At 58.7% G+C, this 21663-nt stretch carries 29 protein-coding genes; 18 read left to right on the top strand and 11 right to left on the bottom strand.

The features are described from left to right. Positions 1-120: 120 nt before the first annotated feature. The gene (locus ACN2TU_RS10005; protein WP_435155058.1) at positions 121-255 is read left to right on the top strand and encodes a DUF7503 family protein; all 135 of its coding nucleotides are present in this window, start codon (positions 121-123) and stop codon (positions 253-255) included. On the opposite strand, the gene ACN2TU_RS10000 is transcribed toward ACN2TU_RS10005, so the two are convergent. The 3 genes from ACN2TU_RS10000 to ACN2TU_RS09990 form a co-directional block, all read right to left on the bottom strand. Next, the gene (locus ACN2TU_RS10000) at positions 252-1856 is read right to left on the bottom strand and encodes a hypothetical protein (RefSeq protein WP_435155057.1); all 1605 of its coding nucleotides are present in this window, start codon (positions 1854-1856) and stop codon (positions 252-254) included. The genes ACN2TU_RS10005 and ACN2TU_RS10000 overlap by 4 nt on opposite strands. 114 nt (positions 1857-1970) lie before the next feature. Next, positions 1971-2321, bottom strand: a complete 351-nt coding sequence (locus ACN2TU_RS09995; RefSeq protein ID WP_435155055.1) for a hypothetical protein — start codon at positions 2319-2321, stop codon at positions 1971-1973. A 4-nt stretch (positions 2322-2325) separates the two neighbouring features. Next, a complete protein-coding gene (locus ACN2TU_RS09990) occupies positions 2326-3030 on the bottom strand; it encodes a DUF7504 family protein (protein ID WP_435155053.1) in 705 nt (234 codons plus the stop codon). A gap of 109 nt (positions 3031-3139) precedes the next feature. Between ACN2TU_RS09990 and ACN2TU_RS09985 the strand changes: the two genes are divergently transcribed. Further along, positions 3140-3568, top strand: coding sequence for a universal stress protein (locus tag ACN2TU_RS09985; protein WP_435155052.1), 429 nt, complete (start codon positions 3140-3142; stop codon positions 3566-3568). A 224-nt stretch (positions 3569-3792) separates the two neighbouring features. Here the strand turns inward: ACN2TU_RS09985 and ACN2TU_RS09980 are convergent, their stop codons facing one another. Next, complete coding sequence (locus tag ACN2TU_RS09980) at positions 3793-4905, bottom strand: KaiC domain-containing protein (RefSeq protein WP_435155051.1); 1113 nt, start codon at positions 4903-4905, stop codon at positions 3793-3795. 173 nt (positions 4906-5078) lie between these two features. Here ACN2TU_RS09980 and ACN2TU_RS09975 point away from each other — a divergent pair, with 173 nt between their 5' ends. The 3 genes from ACN2TU_RS09975 to ACN2TU_RS09965 all read left to right on the top strand — a co-directional run bounded on the left by ACN2TU_RS09975 (position 5079) and on the right by ACN2TU_RS09965 (position 7982). Continuing rightward, the gene (locus ACN2TU_RS09975) at positions 5079-5903 is read left to right on the top strand and encodes an NAD(+)/NADH kinase (protein WP_435155050.1); all 825 of its coding nucleotides are present in this window, start codon (positions 5079-5081) and stop codon (positions 5901-5903) included. 72 nt (positions 5904-5975) lie between these two features. Next, positions 5976-6914 carry a GTP cyclohydrolase MptA gene (gene mptA / locus ACN2TU_RS09970; protein WP_435155049.1) on the top strand — a complete coding sequence of 313 codons (939 nt, stop codon included), beginning with the start codon at positions 5976-5978 and terminating at the stop codon, positions 6912-6914. A 111-nt stretch (positions 6915-7025) separates the two neighbouring features. Continuing rightward, a complete protein-coding gene (locus ACN2TU_RS09965; RefSeq protein WP_435155048.1) occupies positions 7026-7982 on the top strand; it encodes a phosphotransferase family protein in 957 nt (318 codons plus the stop codon). 150 nt (positions 7983-8132) lie between these two features. On the opposite strand, the gene ACN2TU_RS09960 is transcribed toward ACN2TU_RS09965, so the two are convergent. Then, the gene (locus tag ACN2TU_RS09960; protein ID WP_435155047.1) at positions 8133-8291 is read right to left on the bottom strand and encodes a hypothetical protein; all 159 of its coding nucleotides are present in this window, start codon (positions 8289-8291) and stop codon (positions 8133-8135) included. A gap of 154 nt (positions 8292-8445) precedes the next feature. Here ACN2TU_RS09960 and ACN2TU_RS09955 point away from each other — a divergent pair, with 154 nt between their 5' ends. From ACN2TU_RS09955 to ACN2TU_RS09940, 4 genes are all read left to right on the top strand, one after another. After that, a complete protein-coding gene (locus ACN2TU_RS09955; RefSeq protein ID WP_435155046.1) occupies positions 8446-9825 on the top strand; it encodes an NAD(P)/FAD-dependent oxidoreductase in 1380 nt (459 codons plus the stop codon). Between the two features lie 109 nt (positions 9826-9934). Further along, positions 9935-11104 carry an inorganic phosphate transporter gene (locus ACN2TU_RS09950; protein WP_435155045.1) on the top strand — a complete coding sequence of 390 codons (1170 nt, stop codon included), beginning with the start codon at positions 9935-9937 and terminating at the stop codon, positions 11102-11104. Positions 11105-11273: 169 nt separating this feature from the next. Beyond that, positions 11274-11921, top strand: a complete 648-nt coding sequence (locus tag ACN2TU_RS09945) for a DUF5828 family protein (RefSeq protein ID WP_435155044.1) — start codon at positions 11274-11276, stop codon at positions 11919-11921. 77 nt (positions 11922-11998) lie between these two features. Beyond that, the gene (locus ACN2TU_RS09940) at positions 11999-12439 is read left to right on the top strand and encodes a universal stress protein (protein ID WP_435155043.1); all 441 of its coding nucleotides are present in this window, start codon (positions 11999-12001) and stop codon (positions 12437-12439) included. A gap of 101 nt (positions 12440-12540) precedes the next feature. Here the strand turns inward: ACN2TU_RS09940 and ACN2TU_RS09935 are convergent, their stop codons facing one another. Then, positions 12541-13125, bottom strand: a complete 585-nt coding sequence (locus tag ACN2TU_RS09935) for a DUF6149 family protein (protein ID WP_435155042.1) — start codon at positions 13123-13125, stop codon at positions 12541-12543. A gap of 146 nt (positions 13126-13271) precedes the next feature. Here ACN2TU_RS09935 and ACN2TU_RS09930 point away from each other — a divergent pair, with 146 nt between their 5' ends. From ACN2TU_RS09930 to ACN2TU_RS09910, 5 genes are all read left to right on the top strand, one after another. After that, positions 13272-14516 (top strand): NAD(P)/FAD-dependent oxidoreductase, encoded by a 1245-nt coding sequence (locus ACN2TU_RS09930; protein WP_435155041.1) that lies wholly within the window; start codon positions 13272-13274, stop codon positions 14514-14516. A 79-nt stretch (positions 14517-14595) separates the two neighbouring features. Next, positions 14596-15015 (top strand): hypothetical protein, encoded by a 420-nt coding sequence (locus ACN2TU_RS09925; RefSeq protein ID WP_435155039.1) that lies wholly within the window; start codon positions 14596-14598, stop codon positions 15013-15015. Between the two features lie 127 nt (positions 15016-15142). Next, entirely contained in the window at positions 15143-15352 is a 210-nt protein-coding gene (locus ACN2TU_RS09920) for a DUF7979 domain-containing protein (protein ID WP_435155038.1), read from the top strand. Positions 15353-15424: 72 nt separating this feature from the next. Beyond that, a complete protein-coding gene (locus ACN2TU_RS09915; RefSeq protein WP_435155037.1) occupies positions 15425-15682 on the top strand; it encodes a hypothetical protein in 258 nt (85 codons plus the stop codon). A 57-nt stretch (positions 15683-15739) separates the two neighbouring features. Beyond that, positions 15740-16153, top strand: a complete 414-nt coding sequence (locus ACN2TU_RS09910) for a DUF7124 domain-containing protein (protein ID WP_435155036.1) — start codon at positions 15740-15742, stop codon at positions 16151-16153. 141 nt (positions 16154-16294) lie between these two features. On the opposite strand, the gene ACN2TU_RS09905 is transcribed toward ACN2TU_RS09910, so the two are convergent. Beyond that, positions 16295-16561, bottom strand: coding sequence for a helix-turn-helix domain-containing protein (locus ACN2TU_RS09905; RefSeq protein ID WP_435155035.1), 267 nt, complete (start codon positions 16559-16561; stop codon positions 16295-16297). A gap of 179 nt (positions 16562-16740) precedes the next feature. Here ACN2TU_RS09905 and ACN2TU_RS09900 point away from each other — a divergent pair, with 179 nt between their 5' ends. The 3 genes from ACN2TU_RS09900 (at position 16741) to ACN2TU_RS09890 (ending at position 18534) form a co-directional block, all read left to right on the top strand. Continuing rightward, entirely contained in the window at positions 16741-17274 is a 534-nt protein-coding gene (locus ACN2TU_RS09900) for a DUF5815 family protein (protein ID WP_435155034.1), read from the top strand. A 54-nt stretch (positions 17275-17328) separates the two neighbouring features. Then, the gene (locus tag ACN2TU_RS09895; protein WP_435155033.1) at positions 17329-17556 is read left to right on the top strand and encodes a hypothetical protein; all 228 of its coding nucleotides are present in this window, start codon (positions 17329-17331) and stop codon (positions 17554-17556) included. Positions 17557-17646: 90 nt separating this feature from the next. Next, entirely contained in the window at positions 17647-18534 is an 888-nt protein-coding gene (locus ACN2TU_RS09890) for a Vms1/Ankzf1 family peptidyl-tRNA hydrolase (RefSeq protein ID WP_435155031.1), read from the top strand. 11 nt (positions 18535-18545) lie between these two features. Here ACN2TU_RS09890 and ACN2TU_RS09885 read toward each other — a convergent pair whose 3' ends face one another. From ACN2TU_RS09885 to radB, 3 genes are all read right to left on the bottom strand, one after another. Then, on the bottom strand, positions 18546-18752 hold the full coding sequence (locus ACN2TU_RS09885; RefSeq protein WP_435155030.1) for a hypothetical protein: 207 nt from the start codon (positions 18750-18752) through the stop codon (positions 18546-18548). A 40-nt stretch (positions 18753-18792) separates the two neighbouring features. After that, positions 18793-19671: a homoserine kinase gene (locus tag ACN2TU_RS09880; protein WP_435155028.1), complete on the bottom strand. Its 879-nt coding sequence runs from the start codon at positions 19669-19671 to the stop codon at positions 18793-18795. A 225-nt stretch (positions 19672-19896) separates the two neighbouring features. Further along, positions 19897-20595 carry a DNA repair and recombination protein RadB gene (gene radB / locus ACN2TU_RS09875; RefSeq protein WP_435155027.1) on the bottom strand — a complete coding sequence of 233 codons (699 nt, stop codon included), beginning with the start codon at positions 20593-20595 and terminating at the stop codon, positions 19897-19899. A gap of 85 nt (positions 20596-20680) precedes the next feature. Here radB and ACN2TU_RS09870 point away from each other — a divergent pair, with 85 nt between their 5' ends. Next, entirely contained in the window at positions 20681-21409 is a 729-nt protein-coding gene (locus ACN2TU_RS09870) for a hypothetical protein (protein ID WP_435155026.1), read from the top strand. 16 nt (positions 21410-21425) lie between these two features. Here ACN2TU_RS09870 and ACN2TU_RS09865 read toward each other — a convergent pair whose 3' ends face one another. Then, a complete protein-coding gene (locus tag ACN2TU_RS09865; RefSeq protein WP_435155024.1) occupies positions 21426-21650 on the bottom strand; it encodes a hypothetical protein in 225 nt (74 codons plus the stop codon). Positions 21651-21663 lie beyond the last annotated feature (13 nt).

Genomic DNA, 21663 nt, shown 5'->3' with positions numbered 1-21663 from the left:
CCGTAGTTATCGCCTTCCCCCTCCACTTTCTTTATCTCAGAATATGTTACAGCAATTTATTTCATATATAAATCAATTAGATTAATTAAATCTGTTTTAGTAATTAAATTCATATGTAGCATGAGCCAGAAGGCACTGCTGGATTATCTCGAATCGAACCCACGAATGATCGGCGTCCTGTTCTCGGCGAGTCTCTTACTGATGCAGACAGGGACTGTTCTCGCGTGTTGCGCGGACTCAACTCACGGCCCTTAGATTAGGTCGCTTGCGACGATTTTATCGCTCCAGTTTAGTCGGTTCTCGAATATCACTGGTAGCACACCACAGTCAAGATACTCGTCAAGCTTCGCTTCCGACACGGTTCGAGTATCGATAACGCCTGAATTGAGGTACTGGGTATTATCTGCATTGAGGTGTGGGCGGAATAGAGACCCTATCCCACACGGATACGAAGGGTAGACGACAATATCGACTTCCAAGGAGTGCTCGTCCCGACGTCTGACCCGCAGGTGCATCGGACAACCGCTCTCACACTGCACCAGACTTAGCCCGCCATCGCCGACGGTAATGTACCGATAACCGGTCAAAATTTCGTTTTTCGCTATTTCGAGTCCCGTCCGGAGCGAAAACCCGGTGTTGAGGAGACGGGCGAGTGCCCGTCCGACTTTCGTCGCGCTGACGTTCGCTATCTCCGACAGCGTGACAACGCCGCCTCGACTTCCGTTCTCGACCAGTGCCATGCCCTGTTCGTATGACCGGCAGGCGTTCAGCAAAAACGCTTTCGTGCGAACGGTATCCAACGTTTCGGCGTCGAGATAGCCATCGGCACACTGCACCCCTTGGTCATCGATGTGGCCGATGTAGTGAACGAAATCGAGCGGTTGGGCGAACAGCTCCGTGAGTTCATCGATGGTCAAACCGTAGGAAATCTTCACGTCGAACTCAAGCAGGTCGCGGAAGCCGTAAAATTCGTTGACGACGCCCTCTTCCTTCATTCGCTCGTCGTTACAGACCACGTGGATTTCGATGTTCGACTCGTCCGGCACGGTCTGTTCGATTCTGCGCCGACAGGATTCGACGGTCGTTTTGTTGCTCCCGAGCGGGTAGCCGTCGCCTATCCACGCGTTTTCGACGGAGTTCGACGGGTCAGGCTGGACGATATCGTTGACCGACGCGGAGTCCGTTCCTCGAACGAAATCGGCGCGGTAGAACTCCGTCAGCGGTTTTGGCTGTGACCGAACCGTCCGTGTTGTCGGTTTCGGCGGGCATCGAACCAGCGACAGGTCGTTTGCGACGAACGGCAAGCTTTTGACGTTGTCCGGCGTCGGCACCACGTCCGTCGTGAGATGCCAGTCCGGAAGGTACGGTTCGAGCGTTTCGAACGGGACAGAGAGATACGCTTCTAACCGCTCCGCGGGCGATGCATCGTAGAGCGCGGCGAAATCCAAATCCACCAGCGGTTCCACCTGCTGGCGCTCGTGCAAATCCACCTGATAATAGCCCTCTGTCCGGATGAGACAGTCGAGGAAGAACACCTGTTGAAGCGTGTCTGCAATCGCCGTTTCCAAACCGTGGGAACTCGTCAGCGAGTGTTCGAACCCCTCGGCAGTGAGCCGTGGGTTTTCGCCCGGAACGACGTTCGCCCCGAGGTAGTACGCGAGCGGAGTCGCCGTGTACACGGCGGCACGCTCGCGTGGCAAGACGAGTTCGATGCCCGTCTCGGGAGGTTCGATGCCGTCCGGAGTCGAAAATTCATCACCCTGTTCGATGAGCGGCGGATGACCCCGGAGGGTGGGAAACGAGCGTTCCGGGCTCGTCGTCTTCAGTGCCGACCCGAACAGCGAGACCGCCTGCATCGCATCCGCAACGTCATCGGTGACCGTGATGGTTCCCGCGGGCTGTTCGTGAAACGAGCGCGCGCCGATTCGAATCGTGGTTTTTTCCGCAAACGTGAGCAGAACCGATTGGTTCTACTTCTCGATGGATACTTCACTTTTGACGGCGAGATACAACTTCATCGGTGCCGTGTTGAGTTCGAGATTGTACGCACCCGAAGGAACCGTCGTTTCGTCGTCGGTAACGCTGTAGCTTGCGACGAGTTCGCTGTCCTGTGTTCGAATGTATACTCCCGTGAGCTTCGGGATTTCTACCGTCTTCGCTTCGAACGCAACGGTGGCATCGACCGGAAAATGAAAGTCGTCCGGGTCGGCCGAGCGAAGTGGTGACTGGTCGGGCGTGTACAGCGCAAACCGGACGCTCTCGATGGGGTCGTTTATCAACAATCCCGACCGTCTCGGTGGTGTGGCGAATGCTGGTTGCATCGTCTCAGAGTTGTACCCAGTTCGTACTTCGTTCGTAGGCGGGCACGTGCCATCGTTGTTCCGGCACCAAACCGTCGCGCTGTCGGAGTTCGATACGTGCGTCGAACAGGGACGAAAGTTCAGCCACGAGTGGGTCGTCGTCGGCCAACGGGAGGTGATAGTGACCCATTCCCCGGACGCCCCTGACGATCGCTGTCAGCATCCGGAGGAAGCACTCGAACTCCGTCCGGGTGTACTCCCCGGCTAAGAAACTGAGCGAATCGACCGAAAGGCGGAGATGCGCCGGTTCTAATCCACTGGTTGCGGTGTCAAAAAAGCTGATTGCAAGGGTGACTTCCTCCGCGAGATTCCAGAGGCCGTTGCTATTCCCGCATCGAGAAGTTCGTTTCACGTCCGCGATTCGTGCACCGGTCGAAAGCGACCGTTCGTCGTTCCGTTGATCGATGACCCACACGTCGGTGCTATCGAGTCGAACCCCTGTCGGGAGGCATGGCTCGACGCGGCGGGTGGTCGAGTCGGTCAGTACCAAGACTCGTTTTCTGTTGGCGGCAGGGTCGCCGAGGAGTGTTCGCGTCGCTCGCGCACTGACGCGTTCCGATACCTCGCCGGTTATGAGTAAGTTGCATCCGTCCGTTTTGAGTTCCGAGAGCAATTCTGAGAAGCTGGGGGCGCTTCCCTCGCCGCGGAACGTGAGACCATCGAACCCCATTTTGCTCTATTGATGAAAGTAAGAAGATAAAAGCACTCGGGTTGGTATGTCTTCACAATTCTATAAGAACGGGTGAAATACTATACCAAAGCCGATCGATGTAGTTGTCATGGGAAAACGGATTCTCGTTCCAGTCGATGGGTCGGAGCAGTCCAATAAGGCGCTTTCTTACGTGTTGACGGAGTTTCCCGACGCCGAGACGACCCTTATCAACGTCATCGACCCCATCGACGTTGGTTATTCCTCGACGGTCGGAATGCCGGGGTATTCCGAGGAGTGGTACGAGGAGTCGAAAGCGACCGCCGAGGAGCTGTTCGAGGAAGCACAGAAAACGGGCGACGAGCACGGTACGACGTTTTCGACAGCGACCGAGTTGGGACGACCGTCGCAGGTCATCGTCAACTACGCCGAGGAGAACGATTTCGACCAAATCGTCATGGGAAGCCATGGGCGGTCGGGCGTCTCCCGAATCCTGCTCGGAAGCGTCGCCGAAACGGTCGTTCGACGGTCACCGATGCCGGTGACGGTCGTCAGATAAGTCGGATTCGGAAGGTATCTCTATTAGCGAACGTCGAACGCGAGCAAAGGGAGCAGTTCGACGTGAGCGATAGGCAATCGACATGATGACCGGAAATCACCCGACGAAACATCCGTCAGGGCTAGCGCACTTACCGGAAAATTTCCGAATTTCCGGGCCGAGGAGCGACGGCGGTCGTCGCTCCTGACCGCGCCCGTCGTAAAAAGACGTAGCTAAAAGATCGTTTAGAAGAGATTCGCCTGTTGATAGACGCTGATACCCTCGTTCGTGATATCGTAGGGCTTGATTTCGCGCGAGTGGTTCGCATCCCGTATCTTCTGGATTTCGACCGCGAGTCGCGTCTCGCGGAAGTCGTCCGTGCTTCTGACGTACTGGAGGATGAACACGGCGTCGGTGAGATATTCGATGATGCCGTGGCGCGAGGCGTACGGGTTGTCGTCGCTCGCTTCGCTTGTCAGCATGGTCGTTACGCCCGCCTGCTTCAGACTCCGAGTGAAGTCGTAGATTTCGTTTCGGCGGCTCGCACGCTCCTCGTACATCATTTCGAGCAGGGACACCGAATCGAGGACGAGACGTGTCGAGTCGAACTCGCGGACGAGTCCGGGGAGTTCGCTCTGGATGCTCGACAGCGAGTTGGCCATCTCGATGGGGTCTACATCGATGATTGCGAGGCGGCCGTCCGCTTCGTACTCGTCGAATGGCCAGCCTTTCTCCGTTGCGCTGTTGATGATTCGGTCGTGGCTCTCCTCCAGCGTGACGTAGACGGCGCTTTCACCGCGTGACAGCGCGTGGTCTAAGAACTGCAGTCCGAACGTCGTCTTTCCGGTTCCGGCGTTACCGATGGCAACCATCAGGGTTCGTTCGGGAATGCCGCCCTGAATCATGCTGTCGAGGCCGTCAATGCCGATATCGGTTCGGGGGATGTCGGATTCGAACTCCTCGTCGTCGAATCCGCCGCCATCGAACCCGCCACCGCCGCCGCCGAACCCGCCGTCGAAACCACCGCTACCGCCGTCGAATCCGCCACTGAAATCCGGTTCGCTCTCCGCTCCTGTGCCGGGTGCGTTCGAGAACGCGGATGCGAAATCATCCTCGAACAGCGAATCGCCGCCGGATTCCGTCGCGGGAGTCGGAGCCGAGGTGTCGAAATTCGGTGGCGTTTCAGTGTCGTTCTCCCCATCCGCACTCGCCCTTGGGTTGGGTACGGGCCTGTCTCCAGCGTCGCCTATCACAGCTTCCGACTCGTCAGACGAATAAATAGGATGGTTGTCATCATCTGCCGCAGGTTCATCCTCGTCCTGTAGTGCGGCCTCGAACCAGTCGTCCTCCTCGGTCACGTCATCACCACCGTCGGAGTTCGAAGGTACCCACCGTGGTTTGCACTCGCTCCGTTCGTGCGCGCCGAGATGGGATTCCGAGCAGAATATCTCATTACTCTGTCACTGGAATCCGACGCAAATTAATGTTCGTGTCGGCGGCTTTTTGAGCACCCGGGGAGAACGGAGTCGTGATGAATGTCGGTATCGTCGCTCAACGGGGAAACGAGCGGGCCGCAACACTCGCAGGGCGACTGCAAGAGACGCTCCGAGACCACAGTGTGACTGTTCGCATCGACGCCGCGACTGCCGAGCGACTGGGCATCGACGGAGTGGACGTCTCCGAGATGGCTGGAAACGACCTCGTCGTAAGTATCGGCGGCGATGGCACATTTCTGTTCGCCGCCAGTGGGGCGGGCGGAACGCCGATTCTGGGTGTGAATCTCGGTGAAGTCGGTTTTCTCAACGCCGTCGCACCGGAAGACGCAGTCAGCGAAGTTCGGGCAGTCGTCAACGAGTACTACGAGTCCGAAACGATTCCGTCGCGCGAGGTTCCTCGCCTTCGCGCGACGGGGGACGGCGACTGGTCCGTTCATCCTGCACTCAACGAAATCGTGATACAGGGCGCACAACGCGGCCACGGACAGGGACTCGACTACGACATTCACGTCGACGGTGTCGAGTACGACAGCGGCCATGCGGACGGTGTGCTGGTTTCGACGCCGACCGGCAGCACGGCGTACAATCTCAGCGAGGGCGGTCCGCTGGTGCATCCCGGCGTGGACGGGTTGGTGTTCACGGAGATGTGTGCGACTGCCCCGATGCCGCCGCTCGTGTTCGACCCCGACCACGAGGTCGTCATTCGCGTAGATAACGCGCCGTTTGCCGTCGTCGGAAGCGACGGGACGCAGGTTCGAATCGACCCGCCCGAAACGATTACGGTTTCGCTCGCGTCGGAACCGGCCCGAATCGCCGGACCGTCCACCAACTTCTTCGGAGCACTCTCCAAGCTGGACTGAGTGCCACCGAACCCTCGGGAAGGAGTGCCGGAAGCGGAAGCCTCTAATTCTGTCTCTCACAACAGAGGGACAATGAAACAGCAACTCCCCGACGTGCAGGCGACGGAACCTGACGTAACGGTCGGGTTGAACCGAGTCGGCGTGACGGGTGTCGAAAAGTTGGTCGAAATCGCCCGCCCCGACAAGCGACCCTACGTACTGACCGCCGAGTTCGACGTGCTCGTCGACCTGCCGAGTTGGCGCAAAGGTGCCGACATGAGCCGAAACATGGAGGTCGTGGACGAAGTCCTCGAAGACGCGGTCAGCGAACCGACCTACCGCGTCGAGGACGTGTGTGGCGATGCCGCGGAACGACTCCTCGAAAAACACGAGTACACGACGAAGGCGGAAGTCCAGATGGAAGCGGAGTTCATGGTGCGCGATACGACGCCCGAAAGCGGGCGACCGACGCAAGCCACCGTGGACATCATCGCCAGCGCGACAGCGACCGAAGAAGAGACGAAAGAGGAAATCGGTGCGCGCGTCACGGGGATGACGGTCTGTCCCTGCTCGCAGGGCATGATGAGCGGCCGTGCCAAAAAGAAACTCCTCGACCTCGGCGTCGGCGAACGGGAAGTCAAAGAGTTCCTCCGCGACGTTCCGCAGGCGGGCCACTCCCAGCGGGGGCACGCAACCCTGACTGTCGAAAGCGCGGGTGCGCCAGAGGTGGATCTCCACGAACTCATCGAAGTCGCACGGGACTCGATGAGTGCCAGAATCTACAACCTCGCCAAGCGCCCCGACGAGGATCACATGACGTTTCAGGCACACGCCGACGCGAAGTTCGTCGAGGACTGTGTCCGCGACATGGCTCACGGCGTAGTCGAACAGTTCCCCGACCTGCCGGACGACGCTGTCGTAACGATGAAACAGAGCAACGACGAGTCCATCCACCAGCACAACGCCCACGCCGAGCGCATGGCGGAGGTCGGAACGCTTCGTGAGGAAGTCGCCGAGTCCGCCGACGAATAAGGACTTCCCTCCGTCGAAGTCCGTTGATGCGTCGAATGTTCGTGGCCTGACGCAGTTGACGACCCGATTGCTTACAAAGCTGGCTTATTTCTGAACAAAAATACCAGGACAATGAGTGACCAACTGGAACGAGCGGTGTCCGCCGCGTTTCCGAGCCAGACGATAGATACGATTGATGAGAAGCAGACGCGACCGGGGAACGAAACCGGGTTCATGACGTTCGTGGATGCCGAACCGGCGTACGTAAAGACGGCGACGGACTCCACTCGCCGACTCGCTCGCGAGACGGCCGTCACGCGCTATGCAAACGTGCACTGTCCTTTCCAGTCGCCGAGAGTGGTCGCCGCGAATCCGGACGGTGACACGCCGTATCTCGCAACGGAACCGATGTCGGGTGGCCCGCTGAGCGACCCATGGACGGATCGTGACGACCGAACGGAACTTCTCCGACAGGTGGGATTCGCCATCGCCGGAGTTCACGAAACACGATTCGAGCGTTCCGGCGTCATCATCGGTGGCGACGCCGACGAACTCGAACTGATGGCGGATACGTGGTCGGAAACGCTGTGTGAAACCATCGAATGGCGAGCGGAGGACTGGTTTTCCGACAGGTTCGAGGACGTTCCCCGCCGACTCGTCGAGACGGTTCGAGCAGTCGAACCGAAAATAGATGGGGGGACGGCGACCCTTCTTCACGGGGATTGCAGTCGGAGCAACATCCATCTCGACCCGAACGGACTGCTCGACTGGGAGCGAGCACTCGTCGGCGATCCGGCGTTCGACCTCACGGACGCGGTCGGTCACCTCATCGACCAGGTCGATGTCCCCGAGGAGGAACGAGACGCACTGATGAACGCGCTGTACGACGGCTACCGCGAACGGTCCGGAAGTCTTCCGGACGGAATCGACCGGTACCGACCGCTGTACTGGGCAATTGCCTACCTGCTCGTTCCACAGACGTTCGACGAGTGGGCGCCCACAGTAGACCAACCGATAGATGAACTCGCGGAAGGTGTCCGCGAGGAGTTCGACACTCGACTGTCCCACACTTGCGAAAAACTCACGTAATCGCTGTTCAGGTGTTCAGTGCAAACGTCGCTGGCTACAGTCCGCCACCGTTTCCGCCGTATCCACCCGCCTCTGCTTTCATCTCCTTTTCTCGCTGGCTGTCTTTATCTTTCAACGGCGGTTCTCGCTTCTGCCCCCTTCATAGAGAAGCTACACTGCACCGAGAATCGCGGTAATCATAAATAGACCCGCGATTTGCTCCACGCTGGAACCACCGATGAAGTGCAGGAGAGCTGCGAGTACCACACTCCCGAATGTGACGCCCCATGCCCACTGTTTCGAATCGGAGGTTCCTGTGGCAGTTTCCATGTAAAGCACGCCATTCTACTCGAATAACCGTCTTCTCCATTACTGAAAACGCGCAGGTAATGGAAAAACGAACATTCGAAACCCGTTGGCGAAATATACCTTCCCGATCGTGGGGTCGTAAGACGTATTCCACACGCCGACGAACCTGACTGCTATGATAGGTATCGTCGGTGGGGGAATCGCCGGATTGGCCGCCGCCTACCGCCTCCAACAGCACGACTACGACGTGCAGGTGTTCGAAGCGAGCAACGACCTCGGCGGACTCGCCGCGACGTACGAGACGAACGGCGACCGCATCGAGAAGTTCTACCACCATCTCTCCGCGTCGGAAGAAACCATCATCGACCTCATCGACGAACTCGGACTCGGCGATGATCTGGAGTGGCCTATCGGGAAAAACGCCTACTACGTCGATGGTGTCGTCCACCCCCTCGACAAACCATGGGAAATCCTCGCCTACCCGCACATGAGCGCCTACGACAAGTTCCGACTGACCCTGCTCACGCAGGAAATCGATGTCCGTGGCGGGATTCCGAAGTTTGACACCTACGAACGATTGGAGGACTTCGAGGACGTACCCATCGACGAGTTCCTCATCGAACACACCTCCCGTGGCGTTTACGAGAACTTCTTCGGCCCGCTTCTTGACGCGAAGTTCGGGAGTCGAAAGGAAGACGTGAGCGCGGCGTGGCTCCTCGGACGAATCAAGTTCCGGGGCGAGCGTGACCTCTTGCGAGGCGAACCGCTCGGTTACCTGCGCGGCGGATTCGGTCGCCTCATCGACGCGCTCATCGAAGAAGTCGGTACGGAGAACATCACGACCGGCGTGCGCGTCAGCGACATCGACACCGAGAGTGGGGCGGTTCAGTCGCTCACGACTGAAGTGACACAAGCCATGGAAGCGACTGCGGCGGACGGGGGAACCGTGGACGAAGAGTCCGTCACCGAAACACACGACGTGGACGACGTCGTCGTCGCGGCGATGCCCAATGTGCTCGAAGATCTCACGGGCTACGAGTGCGACATCGACTTCCAAGGTGCGGTCTGTGCCCTGGTCACGATGGACGAATCGCTCACCGACACGTACTGGCTCAACATCGGCCACGAGGCCCCGTTCGGTGCGCTCATCGAGCACACGAACTACATCCCGCCGGAACGCTACGGCGGCGACCACCTGCTCTACGTCGCGAGTTACATTCAGGACTACGAGGAAGAGTTGTGGCAGATGAACGACGACGAAATCGAAGACCTGTGGCTCGGCCACATCGAAGGGATGTTCCCACTGTGGAACCGTGACTCAGTAAAACAGTTCCGGCTTGCCCGCAACCCCCGCGCAGCGCCGGTCTACGAACGCGGCTATCTCGACATGGTCGTCCCGTACGACCTCAGCGGCGACATCGCCGACGGCATCTACTACGCCGGAATGGCGAGCAAGGCGCAGTATCCGGAACGCAGTCTGAACGGCGGCATCGTCGCGGGCTACGAATGTGCCGACAGGATTGCGGGGAGAAAGCAGGTCGTCAGTCCGAACTAACGGACAGAAATCACCATCGTTCAGCCCCGGAACGCGAATCGAACGCGTCGTTCCCGAAATATGATTCCATGCGCGAATTTTTGCTCTTCTGTCGCTAGTACTACCCACTATGGTGGGGGCCGAGCAGTTGCTGTTGTTGAGCGTCGGCGCGGTAGCGAGTTTCTTCATGGCGTGGACTGTCGGTGCAGGATGGACGCCGTACGCGCCGAGCGTCGGCGCTCGAACGATGACGATTATGCGCGGAGCTTTCTTTACGGGCGCGTTCGGCATCGCCGGGGCGGTGTTGCAGGGCGCAAACGTCACGGAGGCCATGGCCGCCGGGCTGATCAAAGGAGTATCGCTTTCGCCGACCGCGGCGGTTATCGCGCTCATCGTCGCGGCGGGTCTCGTCGCAATCGGTATCTTCGCGGGCTATCCGCTCGCAACCGCGTTCACCGCTACGGGGGCGGTTATCGGCGTTGGACTCGCGCTCGGCGGGCAGCCAGCGTACGCGAAATATCAACAAATTCTCTTGCTGTGGGTTCTTACGCCGTTCGTCTGTGGTGGAACCGCCTACGGACTCGCACGGCTGATTCGGCGCGACGACGTACCTGACGAGTACACGATTCCGTTATTCGGCGGATTGGTCGGTCTCATCCTCGCAAATTCACCGTTTACGTTCCTCGCACCGTCACAGGGTGGTGCATCGATTGCGGCGATTCTGTCGGCGGAACTGCCGCTTTCGCCACTATTCGGTCTCGTCGGCGTGACGGTGTTGGTCGGCATCCTCGTTGGTGGTGTCCTCCTGTTGGAAGTTCGGTTGAGCGTCAGGCGAGGCCAACGACATCTACTGTTCGGAATCGGTGCGCTAGTGTCGTTTTCGGCGGGCGGGAGTCAGGTCGGACTCGCGGTCGGACCGCTCGTTCCGATGCTCACGCCGTTGGAACTGCCCCTTCTGGTCGTGCTCGTCTTCGGCGGTCTCGGCGTCATGTTCGGCGCGTGGATGGGCGCGCCACGGATGATAAAGGCACTCGCTCGGGATTTCTCGTCGCTCGGGCCGCGGCGGGCGACCGCCGCCTTGATTCCGGCGTTCGCGATCGCACAGACCGCGGTGCTGTTCGGTATTCCGGTCTCGTTCAACGAAATCATCGTGAGCGCGGTCGTCGGAAGCGGCTATGCTGTCGGTGGGGAACGGACGAGCACGAGGAAAATCCTCTACACCATCGTCGGTTGGGTCGTCTCGCTACTCCTTTCGTTCGTCCTGGCGTTCGGAGTGCTTGCCGTCGTGGAGATGATGTAATCAATTTTTTATGTCGTCTCCGTACCGCCATCGCTCCGTTACCGACCCGCCATCGTGCGGAACCACGTCGGCACTACGATAGTCTTTCACTGTCGTCCAGTTGCACCAACAACCTGTACTCTCTTTGTTGTCAGAAATGTAGATGCCCGTAGCGAGCGTCCCACATGGTATGGAAGAGAGTGTTGCAGGGTTCAAAAAGCGAGGGGATTGGGTCACCGTCGTCGAACACGGCGAGCGCATCACGAAGGCGCTTGAGGACGAGGGAATCGACGGGTCGGACTTCGACGACTGGAACGAGTGGCGTCCAAAGGTTCACGAACGCCTCAGCGAGGACGTAACGGAGAAAACCGCGGAACAGGCAAGTCCGGCCGAGGGGGAGGGTGAGAAAGCCGGAAAATCGCCGAGTGAAGACGTGGATGCCGCAGGAGACGAACTGAAGGATACGGTCGCCGAACTCGTGGAAGGAGATTTGGAGGACGCAATCGACGAAGGGCAAGAATCGATCGAGCGTGCGACTCGCGCAGTGGATACGGCGGGACGAAAAGCACTGCGAACGGTCGAAGAGACGGTGTACAAACACGTCATGACGAAAGTCTCACCGGTGTATTTCGACAACGAACTCGTCAGTGCCAACGTCGAACGCACGCGCGACGGTGACGAACCCTACGCCTTCGAAGTAAACGTCAACGACGATGGCCTCAAAGACCGAGTTCGTGACCGCCTCGCGGAGTACGACGAGGAAAAACGGTGGCGGGGGGAAACCCCGAAAAAGACCGATTCGGTCGAAGCGGCGGAAGGTACCGAATCACCCAAATGAGCACTAGTTGTTTCAACCTCTCTCATAGCCGATTGAATACACGACAGTCCTATTGATTATTGTCACGAATAATTGCTATGTACGAACGAATCCTCATTCCTATCGACGGGAGCAAGGCGGCGAAAAACGCGATTCCACACGCGCTCGACTTGGCGGAGAAGTACGAGGCGAACCTGTACACCGTCTCGGTCGTAGATACGAGCGATGCCGAAACGGACGATGCGCAAGAAGCGATGTTCGACGAGTTCGAAGCCCAATCACAGGAGATGGTCGAGGACGTGATTCGACGGGCTGAGGAGATGGGAATCGAGACGACTGCCGGTTCGATCGCCGAAGGCAAGCCCCACCGAGCGATTCTCGACTACGCCACCGCCCGAAACATCGACCTCATCGTGATGGGAACGCATGGTCGAAAGGGAATCCTGTATCCGCTTCGGCGCAGCGTCACCGAAAAAGTAGTTCGGCGGACGACGGTTCCCGTGGTCTGTGTTCGACTCAGAGAGAACGAAGACGCGTGATTTCGTGAGCAACGGCGTCGGTTTCAGCAGGTCGCCGACGCTATTTCGTCTCGGATTGCCGAAACCCTGTCTGAAGTCACGAAAATCGGGAATCGATCGACCTACGCTTCGCTTTCGTCCACACCGACCGCATCCGAGATGTCCACATCCTTGGGTTCATCCTGTCCGCCGATTCGAACCTTGCCGTCGTCGCCCTGGACGTACACGTCGTCCGCGAAACCGCCTTCGGCGTGGGGATGTTCGGGATTCTCCAGTTTTTCCGGGGTTGACGGCGCTTCGGGCATCTCTTCCGGTTCGAACTCGCCGAGTGGGTCGGCGATGGTGATTCCGTACCGCTCGAAGAACGTTTCGTAGCGCTCGTAGTGGTCTTCGAGTTCGTCGCCGGGGAATTCCATCATCTCCGTCCAGCCGTGGTTGTAGAAATCGAAGTTGGCCTGAATGTGGGTGATTTCGCGGGCTTCCGCCTCCGGCGCACCCTCTTGAAGCGCCGCGAGATAGGAATCCATCGTTGCGCCGAAGAAGGCGTCGAGGCGTTCCCTGCGTTCTTCCCGGTGGTCGGGGTCTGCCTTCTTGAGGAAGATTTTCGTGTGCAAGTCCACCAGTTTCGATTTCACCACGTCGCTCACGACGGGCAGTTCCAACGCCTTTCTCGACGCGAAGTGACGGGCATTCTGACGGATTTTCATGGACGGGGGTTGGAACGCGAGCGTCTTCAACGTCCCGGCACACTCGTTAGGGGCAGGCGGTTCACCGACTCGAATCGGTGTGTTGGCGTTTGACACCAATATCGAGATAGCAATCCACTTTAACCCTGACGCAGAACTTCTCCCACATGAGCGAATCGTACGTGATTATCGGCGACGGTATCGCGGGCAGTTCCGCGGCGGAGACCATCCGCGAGGCGAAACCCGACGCTGACATTGCCGTCATTACCGACGAGGGCGAAGCCCTCTACAACCGAATTCTCATCAAGGAGTTCGCCAAAGGCAAACTCCCCGAAGCCCCGATTTCCATCCACGAGGAAGACTGGTACGCAGAACGCGACATCGACCTCGAACTGAACACGTTCGTCACGGATATCGACGCGGATGCACACGAGGTTCATACTCACGACAGTGGCACGTTCAAGTACGACAAACTGCTCGTCGCCACGGGCGGGACGCCGACCCAATTGCCGGTGGACAACAGTGACGCCGATGGCATCCATCACTTCTGGACGTTCCAGGACGCCCGACGCATCGCTGAAAACGCGGAACAGGCAGATACCGGCGTCGTCGTGGGTGCCGGTCTGCTCGGCATCGACCTCGCCGCAATCTGTGGCGAACAGGACGTCGAAGCCCACTACATCATGCGCGGTAATCGCTGGTGGCGCTACGGCCTGAGCCTCGATGGTGCGGAAATCATCCACAATGCGCTCGAAGAGAAAGGCGTCACGCCGGTTCTCGAAAGCGGCGTCAACGGGTTCAAGACGGACGACAACGGCAACGTGGTCGCCACGCTGGATGCGGACGACAACGAGTACGACAGCGAGTTCGTCGGCATTGCCATCGGTCTCAACTTCAACACCGAATACCTCCAGGGGAGCGGTGTGAAGACCGACAACGGCGTCGTCGTCGACCAGTACATGCAGACCAACGTGGAAGACATCTACGCTGCGGGTGACATCACGCGCTACTACGACGTGATTCTGGACGAGTACGCCCAGAACGGGTCGTGGGGCAGTGCGAAACAGCAGGGTGCCATCGCCGGTAAGAACATGGTCGCCGAAGACGACGAAAAAGAGGAGTTCCGCTGGGTGTCCTCCTACTCCATCACCCACTTCGACTTCCCGTTCCTCTCCTTCGGATTCCCGACGATGGGCGACGACGAATGCGAGGCAAAGTACAGCGATACCGAGTGGCGGCGTCTCTCGTTCAAGGACGGCAAACTCATCGGTGGCGTCCTCATCGGTGACATCGCGCCGCAGGGTAAGTACAAAGACCTCATCCGGAACGAAGTCGAGGTTGCAGACCAGAAAGAAATCTTGCTCGAAAAGGATTTCGACCCGGATAAACTCGCGCTTCCGCCGGAACAGTAGGTTCGACGCGGTCGGTTTCCGAGTCGTCTTTCAGGTAAAAAAGCGAATAATTATCATCTACCGACGAGTTTTGGATGATGTGAGAAAATCGTCGAAAACATCGCGGGTAATCATTGCCGTCTGGTTTGGTTGGCTCTCCGCGAGCGTCTTTTCTTGGTACGCCGATGGGAATCCATGGCTAACCGACGCTCGACAGGTTGCGCTCGCGCCCATCACGATTCTGTTTTCGTACATCCTCATTTCCGGGGCTGAAACGGCACTGCTTCGAAACGGATACGAACTGCCGAGACTCCGGCGAGCGTTCTTTCTCGCTGGATTCGTGTTCGCGCTGATTATCGCGGCGAGTGCCATCGTCAGCCCATTTCTGTGGGCCATACTCTCGGCGGCTATCGTTACCTCTCAGACGGTAACATACGGGTTTTGGCTGGTAACGCCGGTCGTTTGTTTTCTGCTGTACGACCAGCTTTTTCGCCCGGAGTCGCTTCTTTTCGGCAGGTAAATCGCCGTAGAGACGAAATATATATATATATATATATATATATATGAGAAAGAGATTACTCACAAGGTGAAGATTTAAGGAGTAACACGACAATTGTTATCAAAGACCACTCTGATCTGGTGGTGTCGTGAACCCAAGGATAACAGTCAAACCGGCGGAAACGATTCCGGACGACGCTTGCGTCCGGCACTATGACGAACTCGAGGGAAGCGCGAAACAGGAGTTCCCGAACATGATCGAGCGAGGTAACCGACCACTCGATACGAATACCGCGCTCCAGTTCAGCGACGGCGAGTTCGTAAAATATGTCGGATATTACAGAATTTCTTTTTCATAGCTGATCCTCATTGTTTTTCATCATATTGCCGCAACATTTAAGACGTGCCACGACAATTGTTACCATATATCAATGGCTTCGAATACGACAACTAGTGTTGACACTGTCCCGAACGGTGGTACGAATAGTCTCGTCGTCCGACGAACCGAAACTGTGGCTCCCGAGACGCGAGTCCGCCATTTCGACGAACTGGCGGAAGAGACACAGACCCTCCTCATGGAGTTCGATGGCGAAGAGATGGCCGTCCCGGTCACACGGGCGTTGGCGGACGACATCGACACCGATACGACAGTCGTGTTCATCGACTACTACCGCATCGACGTGGTGTAAGCCACCGGTGGCAGAACAACCGAAGCCGTTTTCTCCGGCAGGACGGGATGTAGAGATATGAACGGAAACGGAGAGATGACGCTGGCGTTCGAACTGTCGGCGCTCAAGGAACTGGCGAGTCCCGGCACGGTGTTCGATGACGCCCGGCGCTGGACCCAGTACGTCGGCGTTATCTCCGACCAACCGACCTACGTGGTGACGAACTTCACCCGAAAGAATCGTATTCGGCAGGATTTCTTCTCCGGCCCGAAAGGCAAAGCCGAGAGTCTCGACAGCGTCAAAGCCCAGTTCGACACCGACCGCCACGTCTTCGTCGCGATGACCGACGAAGACCGCGAGCTCGCCGAGGAACACGACTGGGAGTTCCTGCACGTCGAAGACGCCGCGGAAGCCGCGGACTGGACGCTCGCCTCGGACGAGGACGACGACGATGACGCGGTGGAAGAGGACGTTCGCGACGACTGGCCGTAGGATTTCGGTGCAGTTTTTGAGGTTCTGACGAGGGCGATTTTGGAGCCGTATCGACCGTGATTACAAAGCGTAGAGTACTCCCTGTACCGGTTGTTGAGGGTTGCTCCGTAATCCAAATGTAGCCACGAATTCGTCCGCTTCTCAAGAACTTCGTCGTAAGACGTTCAAAACGGAATTCGCACGCAGACACTGCCGACCGTGCTCCGTAATCTCGTAACAGCACCAGTTCGAGTTGCGGACGAGGCCGCGGTCGGCAAGGGAGCGACAGTGTCTCGCCGTCACGAGCCCGGAAAGGGAAAGCTGCTGCTCGATGTCGAGGCGAACCTGCATGCCCTCGGTGTCGAGCAGATGGAGGATTCGCTCGTCGGTCGGCTGAAGTCGGCCGGGAGCCCGGCTTGCCTGTGCCATATCAGCCCATAATTTTTCGACCACCAAGTAGCTCGCTAAGAGTGCAATATATTCCGAACCGTCCGAACCGAGAGCTATTGTTCGCTACCTCTACGGTTCCGTCATGTGTTGGATGGCGATGCAGTGGTGCGCAACCGACAATCACGTCGTTTAAACTCGTAAGGGACGAACCTTCGGCTATGGCAGAACCGCGCGTGCCGGGAAGCAACGGTGCGACGCTCGACCTCCCGTGTGGCGAATCGGTTTCCATCCAGCGGCTCGACATGGGAATGCGCGAGTACGACTGCGACTGCGGCGACTCGCACGCAGTCGTGATGGATATTCACCCGCCCTCACGATTCGTTCCGGAGTTCCTCGTAGATATCCTCCGCGAAACCATCGAAACGACCGACGACGCCGGGGAGTTCGGAACCCTGCACGTCATGGGCGTCGTGCTGGAGGAGTTCCCGAGCGAAGTGATCGCCGAGGACGTTGCCGAAAATCCCGATGTGGGCTACGCAATGGTATGGGTCACCGATTTCGACTCGCGGCGACTTCACGAAATCGTCGTCGAACTCCTCGTCGAACTGATGGAACACGCCGTCAGCCACGCCGAAAACGAGGACGCGATGAGCCAGTTCGAGGCGGATATGCTCAATTTTGATGTGGCCGAGTTCGTCGATCAGTACCGGAAAGAACGGGACTTTACGGGGCCACACGACCGCCCGGCGTAGCGTCTGACGCACGTCTGACTGAAGATTAAGTACGATTCATCACTAGTATGAAATATGTACGTTCGGGGGCAGGCGTTCGACCAGATCCAGGCAGTTATCGCGGAGACTGGCACTAACGAACCCCTCACGGCGCGTGAAATCCTCACACTGTTGGACGAGCACGGTGAAGGATTCGAAAGCGCGCACGAAGTCGCGACCGTACTCGGGAGACAGGCCCAGTACGGTGATGTGACCGTGATTCGCTCATCACCCTACCAGTACGAACTCGGCGAAGGTGTGTAATCACGCCGGTCGTCCGTCGTTTTTTCATCCGTCGTCTCGGTTTTTCCAACACACCAAACTACAAGACCGTAGGACACGCCATTCGAGTCGATGCTGGACGAGCTGCTCGGGCGTGCGGAGCTGAAGGAGCGAATCGACGAACTCGAAGAGGAAAAACACCACCTCGAACGACAACGGAACGCCGAAAAGGAGCGCCGAGCGGAGGCGGCGACCGAGCGACAGAACGCCGAAGAACGAGCCAACCGCCTCGAAGACCGAATCGAAGCACTCGAAGACCGGGTCGAACGCCTACAAGATGACGACGATGACATCGACTTTCGCGGCGTCGAAACCCTCGGTGGGAAACGACTTGACGCCGTTCTTGCCCGTCTCGAATCGGTCGAGACGGAACCCGAAGGTGCGCTGACCGCGATGGTTGCTGACGACCTGCCTGATGCAATCCACTCGGGGTTTGCCGACCATGCCTCACTTGTCGCCCGTGCATCCCCGTGTCTCGTCATGACTGACGACGCCGGACTCATCAGCGCCGCACTCGTCCCGCCGAATCCACCGGAATCGTTCGTCACGTGGGATGATGGGTTCGAGTTCGAGGCCGGATGGTTCCGCCCCGAGGGGAACTTTGCGCTGGCACTCGTCCGTTCCGACCTGTTCGCCCTCGGCGAGTACAAAGGCCGTGACCGGCAGTCGGTTTCGGGATTCGAGAGCGACGTGAAAGGCGACCACTCGAAAGGCGGGTTTTCACAGGCCCGATTCGAACGCAGACGGGACGCCCAAATCGACGAGCATTTGGAACGCTGTCGGGAGGATATCGAAAATCGGGATGCTGAGCGATTGTATGTCGTCGGCCAACGGACGTTGCTCTCGGAGTTTCGGCAGGAAGCGGACCGAACGAAACCCGTCGATGCGACGGGTGCCCCGGCGGACGCACTGGACGACGCGTTTCACGAATTCTGGACGACGCGCCTGTATCGGATTTAGCGAAACAGTTGTCAGTCGAGTTCGGCGTGGAACATCAGGCGGCCGCATTCGGGGCACATCCGTGTTCGAACTTCGTTCTTCTCGTTCATACCGAGCGAGCCGAGCAGTCCTTCTCGGCGTTCGTTCGTTTTCACGTACGGTTTCCACGCATCAGCCATCCCGAATTTGACGGGTTCGAGCGTAACGCTACAGTCGGGACAACGGTCTAAGTCCGTCATATTTTCACCTTCCTGAGGGAACACCGTGGTTGTTACGACGTTATCGCAGAATCGTTGCACCGCCGCCCACTGACGTTTGGTAGGCCCGCGCTTCGACACCCGCGTCGAAGAAAGCGTCAAGCATCGCGCTCGCTACCGAACCCTGTTTTCCGTCGTGGCAGACAGCGAGAACGCTCGGACCGGCCCCACTCACGGCGACACCGGTTGCGCCCGCAGAGAGCGCGGACTCCCGCACCGAATCGAATCCGTCGATAAGCGATTCTCGTGCCCCCGTGAGCGAGTTGTCTCGTAATCCCTGCCCCACGAGTTCGGGGTCGTTTCGCACCATCCCCGCCGTGAGCGTCGCAGCGTTGCCGACAGTTCCAACGAGTTCGTCGATTCCGACGGACTTCGGGACGACCTGTCGTGCATCCCGCGTCGAGATGACGAGTTCGGGTAGGCAGGCGACGACCGGAATCGAGGCATCGACTTGGGTTATGTCGTCTTCGGTAACGATAGTAAACCCGCCGAGAATGGCGGGTGCCACGTTGTCGGCGTGGGCTTCGCCCGAAACGGCGGCCTCTCCTTCTGCGGCGATACGAACCAGTTCGGTCGGCGTGAGTCCGCAGTCGTAGAGTTCGTTCAGCGCGACTGCGGCGGCGGCCGCACTCGCCGCGGACGACCCCAGTCCGGACGACGGACGGACTCCTTTGTCGATTTCGATATGCGCCGGTGCATCGAGTTCCTTGGCGACGATACCGGCGGTGTTTTTCACCGGATCTTCCGGAATGTACTGCCGCCCGACACCGGTGACTTCTATCGTCGTTTTGGGTGCACGCTCGACCCGAATCACATCCCCGGGTCGTTCGAGCGCCAGTCCGAACACGTCGAATCCGCTTCCGAGGTTGGCGCTCGTTGCTGGTGCCCGCACGGTGACCATAGCGTACATTTAAAAACCAGGGTGAAAAGCCTTCGCCTCGAACACGTTTTTGCGATACGGGTGTCAGTTAGGGTTGGGTGGTTCGCTGTCGAAATACGCCGTTGACGACATTACGAAATTGCTATTCGGCGCTCAGGATCCCAATCACGGCGAAGGGAACCGATTGTGAATCCGTTCGATTCGCGGTCACAGCAGTTCCGAAAAGACGAAACGGAACGCCGACGTTCACACCGTCTCTTCGACGCCTTCCAGTCCGGCATCGGTGATTCGGAATTGAGTGCGGCCACCGGCGGGTTTCGACCGATGTTTCTCGAGGGTGGCTCGGCGATTGCCGCCACGGAAGCGGTCGACTCGGAGGACGACGCCGGTCCAGTGTTCCAGCGTGTGTCCGCCAAGCGGTCGGGTACCGTCCGAATCCGGGTCGGTGTACACCTGATTCGTCAGGAGGACGCCGAGGTCGTGCTTTCGCGCCAGCGAGAGCAGATGGGTTACCTGACTGGCAACCCGACGAAGTGCTTCGCCGCCCTCCGTGTCCTCCCCGCGTTGGAGTCGGTAGAACCCGGTTGCACTGTCGAGGATGACGAGGTCGGCGCGTTCAGCGAATTCGGAGATATCCTTGACTGCCTCCTCCTGTTCCGCGAAATCGAGAACCTCCTTGATGACGATGCGGGAGGCGACTTCGTCCACATCGTCCACCCTCGCTTCGGCGACTTGCTCGAATCGCTCGACTGACAGTCCCTCGCTGTCGATGTACACCACGGTTCCGCCGTCTCGTGCAGTTTCGATTGCGGCCCCCAGTGCCACGTTCGTCTTCCCGGCGGCGGGCGGCCCGTACACCTGCGTTACGGTTCCACGTTCCAGTCCGCCCCCGAGCAGGTCGTCCACGGGCGGGCACCCGGTCGTCAGTTTCTCGGCGTCGGTCACATCCGGTCTTGGCCCTTCTCACGCAAAAAGTTCCGGTTTCGGCGCGACCGTGGCGATTTTGTTCCACCCCAGCCAATGGCGAGTAGTGACAGTCGTCGTTGCGACCGCCGATTTCGAAGTGTACCACGACCTTGTGAACGAACTGCGCGATAGAGGCGTCCAATTCACGACCATCGAACCCGGTGACGACCTTCCGGAGCGTGCACAAATCTGCATCCGAGCCAAGGACGACGATGTCGACACGGAACTTCCGGTCGTCGTCGCAGCCCCCGACCAGCCCAGAAAAGCGGTCGAGGAAGCGCTCGCACTTCTCCGCGGCGAATCGGGGAGAACTATCATCGGTATCGACCCCGGAACGCGGCCCGGAATCGCGGTTCTGTCGGGCGACCTCGTCGTTTCGGCGTTTCACGTTCCTCTCGCGGACGCCGCGGAGGTCGTCCGCGAAGAGATCGAAGACGCAATCGACCCCGTCGTTCGAATCGGCGACGGCGCGCGCTTGCAGGGCGCACAACTCATCCGTGAACTCGAAGACGTGCTGGTCGAACTCGTGGACGAAACCGGCACGACACCCTCTCTCGGCACTGGTGCGCGCGGCATGGGCGACGTGCTCGCGGCGGTCAACATCGCGCGACTGGACGGCGAAGTCGTGGAGGAGCGCGACATCGAACCGACACAGGGCGAACTCGGCGTCATCAAGCGTCGGTCTCGCGAGCACTCCGAGGACAACCGTGAAATCGACGAGCAACTCGCCCGCCGGGTCGCGGCGGGCGAGTTGACTATCGAGGAAGCACTCGCCGAGCATCGAGAAGAGTAAGGTCGAATTCCGAAAATCAGAGTTCTACCAGCACGGTGTACTGGTGGGCTTCGTCTACCGGACACTGGAGGAACTCCTCTTTCAGTATGGTTCCTGAAAGGAGCTGCTTGCCGACCTTCTGGAACTTGTCGAGTTCGACATGTCCCTTCTCGCGGGCGATGATTTTGCCCTCGGGGTCGGTTTCGAATTCACCCATTCCGTCACAGCTATCGAAAGGGCATTGCACGCGAACGAGAACCATGCCGCCATCTACG

Source organism: Haladaptatus marinus (assembly GCF_051194195.1).
Note: the sequence above shows the minus strand (reverse complement) of the source record. Positions and strands in the feature narration are given on the sequence as shown.